The 8,697-nt window shown below is 28.9% G+C and carries 8 protein-coding genes; 2 read left to right on the top strand and 6 right to left on the bottom strand.

The features are described from left to right. On the bottom strand, nucleotides 1–109 hold a 109-nt coding region (locus tag N4A57_RS04770), incomplete at its 3' end, for a MerR family DNA-binding transcriptional regulator (RefSeq protein WP_330671451.1). A 239-nt stretch (nucleotides 110–348) separates the two neighbouring features. On the opposite strand from N4A57_RS04770, the gene N4A57_RS04765 reads away from it, so the two are divergent. Then, a complete protein-coding gene (locus tag N4A57_RS04765) occupies nucleotides 349–1,122 on the top strand; it encodes a ParA family protein (protein WP_293656456.1) in 774 nt (257 codons plus the stop codon). Further along, nucleotides 1,123–1,980, top strand: a complete 858-nt coding sequence (locus N4A57_RS04760; RefSeq protein ID WP_293656455.1) for a ParB/RepB/Spo0J family partition protein — start codon at nucleotides 1,123–1,125, stop codon at nucleotides 1,978–1,980. It abuts the gene before it with no gap. 974 nt (nucleotides 1,981–2,954) lie between these two features. Here the strand turns inward: N4A57_RS04760 and hcp are convergent. From hcp to N4A57_RS04735, 5 genes are all read right to left on the bottom strand, one after another. Next, nucleotides 2,955–4,658: a hydroxylamine reductase gene (hcp, locus tag N4A57_RS04755; RefSeq protein ID WP_293656453.1), complete on the bottom strand. Its 1,704-nt coding sequence runs from the start codon at nucleotides 4,656–4,658 to the stop codon at nucleotides 2,955–2,957. A 101-nt stretch (nucleotides 4,659–4,759) separates the two neighbouring features. After that, nucleotides 4,760–6,292 (bottom strand): recombinase family protein, encoded by a 1,533-nt coding sequence (locus tag N4A57_RS04750; RefSeq protein ID WP_293656451.1) that lies wholly within the window; start codon nucleotides 6,290–6,292, stop codon nucleotides 4,760–4,762. Nucleotides 6,293–6,832: 540 nt separating this feature from the next. Further along, a complete protein-coding gene (locus N4A57_RS04745) occupies nucleotides 6,833–7,594 on the bottom strand; it encodes a hypothetical protein (protein WP_293656450.1) in 762 nt (253 codons plus the stop codon). Between the two features lie 92 nt (nucleotides 7,595–7,686). After that, nucleotides 7,687–7,974 carry a hypothetical protein gene (locus N4A57_RS04740; protein ID WP_293656449.1) on the bottom strand — a complete coding sequence of 96 codons (288 nt, stop codon included), beginning with the start codon at nucleotides 7,972–7,974 and terminating at the stop codon, nucleotides 7,687–7,689. A 106-nt stretch (nucleotides 7,975–8,080) separates the two neighbouring features. Beyond that, nucleotides 8,081–8,347 (bottom strand): hypothetical protein, encoded by a 267-nt coding sequence (locus tag N4A57_RS04735; protein ID WP_293656447.1) that lies wholly within the window; start codon nucleotides 8,345–8,347, stop codon nucleotides 8,081–8,083. Nucleotides 8,348–8,697 lie beyond the last annotated feature (350 nt).

Below are 8,697 nucleotides of genomic sequence, written 5' to 3'. Positions count from 1 at the left end.
TATCAGTAGTGTGATGTGGTTTTAATTTACCGTTTTTATCCCAATTCCTTAATGTTTGTGCTGACACATTTAATTTTTTAGACATTTCTGCTATTGATAAATACTTCAACTTAATCACCTCTTACATATATCGTAATTGACCAAGTTGTAAAAATCAATATATTTTTATATATTTTTACAAGTTTAACTTAAGAGTTGCTAACCTCCCATATGTTCTTTTCATACTATTATTCCTATTCCCTACAATGAAAAAATATAACAAATAAAAGAATAGATGAAAAAGAAGGAATAATCATACATTTTACCGAAATTTATAATAATTAATAAATATTTTTCGGGGTGATAAATATGGGTAAAGTTATTGCAGTTTTTAACCAAAAGGGTGGAGTTGGAAAGACAACAACAAATGTGAATTTAAGTGCCTGCCTTGCACAAAAGGATAAAAAAATACTAGTAATAGATATAGATCCTCAAGGAAATACAACTAGTGGTTTTGGAATAGATAAAAACAGCTTAGAAAATACCATGTACGATCTTCTATTAGAAGAAATGGAAGCCTCAGAAGTAATAATAGATACGGAATTTGACAATTTACACTTAATCCCTTCTAGTGTTCAGTTAGCAGGAGCAGAAATTGAACTTACTACTTTAGAAAATAGAGAAATAATTTTGAAAAAGGCTATAGATAGTGTAAAGGATGAATATGATTATATATTTATAGATTGTCCCCCATCATTAGGATTATTGACAATCAATGCATTGACAGCTGTAGATAGTGTGTTAATTCCTATACAATGTGAATATTATGCCCTAGAGGGAGTTAGTCAACTTATGAATACTATAGAATTAGTAAGAAATAGTTTGAATCCTAAATTAGAGATTCAGGGAGTAGTTCTTAGTATGTTTGATGGACGTACTAACTTATCCATACAGGTTGTTGATGAAGTTAAAAAATATTTTAGAGGAAAGGTATATACTACACTAATACCTAGAAATGTTAGACTAGCAGAAGCGCCTAGCCATGGACTACCTGTAATAGAATATGATCCAAGATCCAAGGGAGCAGAAGCTTATAATGACTTTGCAGAAGAATTTTTAGAATTAGAAGAGGACGTGATATAGTTGGCTAAAGGAAAGAGAGGACTAGGTAGAGGATTAAATGCCCTTATTCCAGAAAGTAATAAGAAATCAGATGAACCTAAAAATAGTATATTAAAAATAGACATAAATAAAATAAAAGCTAATAAGGATCAACCTAGAAAATATTTTAATGAAGAGAAGATAGATATTCTCTCAGATTCCATAAAAAAGCATGGTGTAATTCAACCTATAATAGTGAAAAGTATGGGCAGTGAATATGAAATAATAGCAGGAGAAAGAAGATTTAGAGCCGCTAAAATTGGAAATCTAAAGGAAATACCTTGTATAATCAAAAATGTAGAAGAACAAGATGTGGTGGAAATTGCTTTAATTGAAAACTTACAAAGGGAAGATTTAAATCCTATAGAAGAGGCCATCGCCTATAAAAATCTAATGGATAAGTATAATTTGACTCAAGAAAGCATATCTTCTGCTGTAGGTAAAAGTAGATCTTATATAGCTAATACTATTAGATTAATAAACTTACCCCAATTTGTGAAAGAAGAAGTAATTAGAGATAAAATAACAAGTGGACATGCTAGGGTATTATTGAGATTTACAGATGAAAATGTACAAAGGGACATAATGGAAAATGTAATAGAAAACAATTTATCTGTTAGGGAATTAGAGAAGCTTGTAAATGATCTATTAGAAGAAAAGGAAACTAAGGAAAAAGTTCAAAGGAAAAAGGACCCTACCCTATTGGATTTAGAAGATAATTTAAAGAGTTTATTAGGAACTAAAGTTAATATAGTTAAGGGGAAGAAAAAGGGAAGGATAGAAATTGAGTATTATAGTGATGAAGAATTAGATAGAATATTAGAGTTCTTACAAAAATAGATAATGTTTCACGTGAAACATTATCTATTTTTTTTCTTAAAAACTTAAAACTTGGAGTACATATATTCTTTGAAAACTTTAATGAAATGATTTGAAAAAGTCACATTGCAATAGAAGTAAATATTATATTTACTTCTATTGCATCTAATTTAGATAATATTCTTTACATGTTATTTTTTCAATGGGTTGAGGTTGGTGCTTTTTAGTATACTTGTTCAATTTGGGCATACTCTTATAACAAAATTGATAGCTACATCTGCCAATTAAATGCTTTAATTCTCTAAAAGTATATTATATCTCAAAGGGATAATTGTATAGATGTATTACTTTTTCAGATGTATTTTTAGCTATTTCTTGATCTAATGTGATTTCGGAGAATATAAAGGGCACTATTGTCTAAATTGAAATATAGTAGCATGAGTATTTTGCCAGAAACTCATTGGCTCTATATGTAGTATCATACATAGATGTATATGATAGAATAGAAAATATTGAAAATTTTAGAATATTACTACTAATCTATTCTAAAATTATTACATATATGTTAATATTATACATAAATTCGCCATAGCATATATAAATTATTGCGTAAAAAATAATTAGTTTTTTTTAAAATGTACCCTTTGTCAAGGGTGTTTTATAGATTTATTGGTTTTAAATTTGTTTTATACAGTAACTTGCCTATAAGGGAAAATATATTGAAAATCTTTGGAACCCTGGAACGTCACAACATCTTATGCTACTCCAACATGACACATGAACCTATATACGAAGATTCACACTTTCGCTTGTGACAAGGACTTGGGTGGAAAAGATTTTCAATATATTTTCCTGAAATAGGCACACATAAAGCAAGTTTATAATCAATAAATCTATACCAACACACACCTTCTTAAATATGTTTATGCAAATTTTCTTTTATAATTCTATAATTTAATAAAAATCAGGCCCCTCCTTTGAGGGACCTGATTTTATTATCCTAAGAACATTTTTAAATCATCATCTACGTTTGTAATTCCACCGATTCCAAAGTTATCTACTAATACTTTCGCCACATTAGGAGATAAGAATGCTGGTAATGTTGGTCCTAAGTGAATATTTTTAACTCCTAAGTGAAGTAATGCAAGTAATACTGTTACAGCCTTTTGCTCATACCATGCAATGTTGTATGCAATTGGTAATTCATTAATATCTTCAAGGCCAAATACTTCTTTTAATTTAAGTGCTATTACTGCTAATGAGTAAGAATCATTACATTGACCTGCATCTAATACTCTCGGAATTCCACCAATATCTCCCAAATCTAACTTGTTGTATTTATATTTTGCACATCCCGCCGTTAAGATAACCGTATCCTTTGGTAATTTCTCTGCAAATTCAGTGTAGTAATCTCTACTCTTCATTCTTCCGTCACAACCTGCCATTACGAAGAACTTCTTAATAGCACCAGACTTAACAGCTTCTACCACTTTATCAGCCACAGCCATTACTTGGTTGTGTGCAAATCCACCAACGATTTCTCCCTTTTCAATTTCAACTGGAGCTTCGCACTTCTTAGCGTGCTCTATAATTTCTGAGAAATCTTTCTTTCCATTTTCATCTTCATGAATGTGTGTAAGTCCGTCAAATCCTACTACTCCTGTAGTATAAACTCTATCTGCATAAGATTTCTTTGGTGCTACTAGACAGTTAGTAGTCATTAATATTGGTCCACCAAACTTTTCAAATTCTTCATTTTGCTTCCACCATGCATTTCCATAGTTTCCTGCAAAGTGATCATACTTCTTAAATGCTGGGTAGTAGTGAGCTGGTAACATTTCACTATGAGTATACACATCTACTCCAGTTCCCTTAGTTTGTTCTAATAATTGTTGTAAATCATTTAAATCGTGACCACTGATTAATATTCCTGGGTTATTTCTAACTCCAATATTTACCTTAGTTACTTCTGGATGACCATAAGATTCCGTATTAGCTTTATCAAGTAATGCCATTACATCCACAGCAAATTTACCACACTCTAGAGTTAATCCTACTAAATCATCTGCACCTAGTTCATCATTTAAAGTAGCCACTAGTGCCTTTTCTATGAATCCATGGATTTCATCACTATCATAACCTAAGTTATTTGCATGATGTAAGTATGCAGCCATCCCTTTAAGTCCGTAAGTTAATAATTCTCTTAATGATCTAATATCTTCATTTTCAGTAGCAAGAATTCCTACTGTCTTAGCTTTTTCGTTTAATTCATCTAAAGATTCTCCATTAAAAATAGCAGGGTCTGCTAATTTAACTTCTTCTTTAGCTCCAAGCCCTATAATTTCCATAAATTTAGATAACCAGTTTGAATTTGTAGTTCCGTCCACTTTTACTCCTGCTTTTACTAGCTTAGCTTTTAATTCATCTCTGATTTCTAATCCCTTTTGTACTTTCTTAATTATATTAGTTCTATCAAAGTTTGCATTAGTAATAGTTGTGAATAATCCATCCACTATAAACTTATCTACTTCTTTATCACTTTGACCTAATTCTCTTAATTTTTGTGCATATACGGCAATTCCCTTTACTACATATATTAATAAATCTTGAGAGTTGGCAACGTCAGCACTCTTACCACATACACCAACCTTACTACATCCTACGCCCTTAGCAGCTTCCTGACATTGATAACAAAACACTAAATATCACTCCTTATATTTAAAATATTTTTTATATTCATTGTTTATTGATAATCCAATGATACCAAAGAGTAATATTAAATTCTGTATCTTATGTTACGCTATTTAAAAATTACTTCAATATTTACTTCACCATTTCTACCTTCTTTATCCCAAACTATTGTGTCAATTATACTTTTCCATAATAGATTACGTTTAGACTCATCGTCATTTCTAATATTATCTAAAACATTGTCTATTTGATCTATAGTATTTTTCATTTGTCCCACTGGAGATATTTGCTTTATTTCTTCTTCTTTAATTTTTTCTAATTGTTCCTCTAATTGTTTAATACTCTCTTCATGTTTTTTGTATCTACTACTAAACATTTTAGGAGTGTAAATTCCTTTCTCTAATAAATCCATCAAAGTATCCATTTGTGATTCTATACTTTCAATATCCTTCTGCATCTTTTTTATTTCTGTCTTGAAATCTCTAGATTTAGGAGGTTTCATATTTTTTAATTCATTTTTTATTTCAACTTTATATTTTTTTAAATCATTTATTAATTTAACTTCAAAATCTGTTATAACTCCACCACTAACATTACAAACTCTTTGCCCTGTTGACAAATCTTGCTTTTGACAAGCTCGTAAATATAGACTATCTTTTCTTTTAAATATAGTAAGTGTTCTATCACATTTTGCACATGTAAATAAACCACTTGCCCAAGTTAAATTATTTCTTTGTTTTGGTGATAATTTACCTTTTTCCCTTAATACCTCTGCAACTTTATCCCATGTGTTACTATCAATTATTGCTTCATGAGAATCTTTGACTATAATCCATTTGCTAACATCATTCTTTTTAACAGTCCATTTCCCATCTACTTTTGTCCAACTTTCTTTATTCCATATATTCCATCCTTTATATTTTTCATTAATTAATACACTCCAAACTTGCTTATAAGTAAATTCATTTCCATTTATACTTCTATATCCTTTAGAATTAATATAATTTGCTATTTTTTTTGTACCTACGCCTTCTAAACACATTTGGTACATTTTTCTTACAACTTCAGCTTCATCCTCTACTATGTGGAGTTTTTTTGTTTCCGAATTTCTTTCATATCCATACATTCGTGCAATTAAGCTATTACCGTTTTGGGCAGATCTTCGCCTTCCTTGATTTAAAACTTTTTTAGCTTGTCTAATATATGCTTCATCTAGAACACTTTGCATAAAAGCATCATCGTCTACTGCTTGTCCTGAAAATGTTCGTATAATACGCTTATCTAAATCCAAACACACAACATTGTTTGCCTTGAAAAATTTAAATAATCTATTAATATCTCCAACACTTCTCGAAAGCCTAGATTGATTAACATAACATATAGCATCTATTTTTTCTTCTTCTGATTTTTCTAATATTTCTGATAATACAATGCGACTACTAATATCTTCACTTGAACCAATTTCTTCTTTTATTTTATATTTAATACCCAATGGATTAAGAAAATCCATTAGATCTTGTTTGTGTTTAATCATAGTTTCTTCTGGATTTTTGTCTTGTCTAGATTTTCTACTATATGCAACAATATTCATTATCCCTAACTTTAATAAATTTTCTTTAGTTAATTCCATCAAATCTTGCACATTTAAACACTCCCTTCTATGTGTCAATTGTATTAATAACACTTTTTATTATGGCATTTTATCATATCAAATATTAATGGTTATTATTTCTTATTTTGAATCATTTTGGTTGTTGGCTGTTGATTTATACTTAAAACCGCCCCCAGTTAACACTTGAAATTGGCCCCTTCATGTTAAAAGACTTTATTTATAAATTATCAAAACCATAGCTATATATGAAATAGTTTGGCAAAGTGTAGCATATACGTAGCGATGCTCTTTACTACAGGTATTGCCCCAGTAGCATTCTCCTATTCCCACAGAGGTTTGGTGTCAATATCAAACTCGGCTATGTATATTTATGCTTTAATATTAACCATAGTATATATTCTATAAGGTAATCAGTTTTAAGTGCAAGAAATTGTAAAAAAGGGTCAGTTTTAAGTGAAAATCTATAGTTTAACATTATAAAGAGGATACTAAACTAAATCTAGTACCCCCTGCATATCTTCTCTTACTTGAATTATTTTAAATTTCTTAACCTCTTCTAAAATATTAAATCTATTTAACTTTCTTTACTAATAAAACAAATTTATCATTTTCCTTTTCCTCTAGTACTTTAATACAGAATCTCTTACTTGACTTGCCTCCACCGAATATATATTCATCAAAACTGCCAATTATTAATTCATGACTCATAGATGATGTGTGAATTCCACCTAAATTATATTTTTTATCTATAGATTCTTCAACTATATAGTAGTTTAAATTTTCAACCAATAGTTTATCAACGCTTTCTTCTTTGTTACTAGTTATATTGTTTAGTATTCTATTATGTATAATATCATCACTATTGTTGATCTCAATTACATCCTTTACATTACAAATATGCTTTAAATACGAATAGTCTTTAGAATCATAATTACTTATCCAAAATATTTTTTCTGAATTTCTATAATTAAGAATATCTTTTATATTATTATCATTAATTCCCTTTAAACTATCTATCGGGTATACTAATACACAATTAAAATTTCTATGTGTATTTCTTTGTGATGTAGCCTGCATACTATCAACATGAATAGTGAGATTTCTGTGCTTTATAGATTTACCACTTTTTGCTTTAAATCCTAAAATATACTCACAATTTTTCATACTATTTATCCTGATTAATATCTTTAAAGGTTGATTCAAACTATTCAAATATGCAATTATGTTTTTATATTTAATTTGGACATTCGTTCCCACCACTAAACAGTTTTTATTTTTAGATCCAATAAAATTATTTAATTTCTCTATAACTACCTCTTTATCTCTAATCATTTTTATTCCTCCACTTCTATCAATTCATGGACATATTAGCTTTTTACTACTCACTATCCTTCTACATTATTGCTTTTAACTAGATACAATACCTATAAAAATTCTAATTGCTCAGTAATCACTTCTCTCTTAATATCAATATCCTCTTTGAAATCAACATTATTTTTATAATCAATAATTCTACAATAAGTAAAATCTCTGTCAATAAGAACTTCATTATTATAAAGATAATAAAGTTTGTCATAACGTTTTCTTGTAAGTGCATTGGTGCATCTTAATTTATTATCTTTCTTACTTATTGTGATAGTTAATTCTGTTTGAGGAACACTATATTTAATTAATTCTGCATCTTCTGACAATTTTACCAATTTCTTCTTCATTATAATTCTCCCTCATTGGATTTTTTACTCACATTACCTATATTTTACATCATTTCCATATCCTTCAAAAGAAAAAATAAGGGCATGAGAATTAAATCTCACACCCTTATATCAATCTTATTATTCTTTTTATAGCATTGGCAGAATATTCCTCATAAAGTGTATTGTTATATACATTATTCTTCATATCTTCAGGAAAAATAGCTACTCTAATCCAATCTTCTGAGTCTTCATATATGTGCTTCCACAAAACTTTCCTTCCGAATCCCATTGAATTAATATTATTATTGTCATAGTAAAATTCCTTTATATTTCTTCCCACTACAAAACCAATGGCCTTAATATGAGGCCACTGAAAAAGTCTCTTTTTCAAAAAATCTATAAAAGAAGATATAATAATCATTGAAAATATGATTATTATGTCTTTTTATTATATAATTAATGTATCAAAAATAAGTAGGTGAATCACATGGTAATGCAACCCAAAATGATTTTAAGTCCTTATATGGAAATATATAATTTAGTAGTCCCTAAAGATAATATGTTAAGAAAAATTAACGATATGGTTGATTTCTCTTTTATCTCTAAATGATTAAATTTAATTACAATTTTTTACAGTTGGTGATTACACTAATCCTTAAGCAGCTTTTAACGCTTTCAAAACCTCATCTAAAGGAATATTACTTTTAGCGCATTGATAAATCCAAGAGATACTATTTTGTT

Source organism: Anaeromicrobium sp., from assembly GCF_025210435.1.
In the GTDB taxonomy this organism is placed as follows: Bacteria; Bacillota; Clostridia; order Peptostreptococcales; family Thermotaleaceae; genus Anaeromicrobium.
Note: the sequence above shows the minus strand (reverse complement) of the source record. Positions and strands in the feature narration are given on the sequence as shown.

Coding starts and splice junctions, on each gene's coding strand:
- N4A57_RS04765 (WP_293656456.1), top strand. CDS start 349: ATGGGTAAAGTTATTGCAGTTTTTAACCAAAAGGGTGGAGTTGGAAAG.
- N4A57_RS04745 (WP_293656450.1), bottom strand. CDS start 7,594: ATGATTAGAGATAAAGAGGTAGTTATAGAGAAATTAAATAATTTTATT.
- N4A57_RS04740 (WP_293656449.1), bottom strand. CDS start 7,974: ATGAAGAAGAAATTGGTAAAATTGTCAGAAGATGCAGAATTAATTAAA.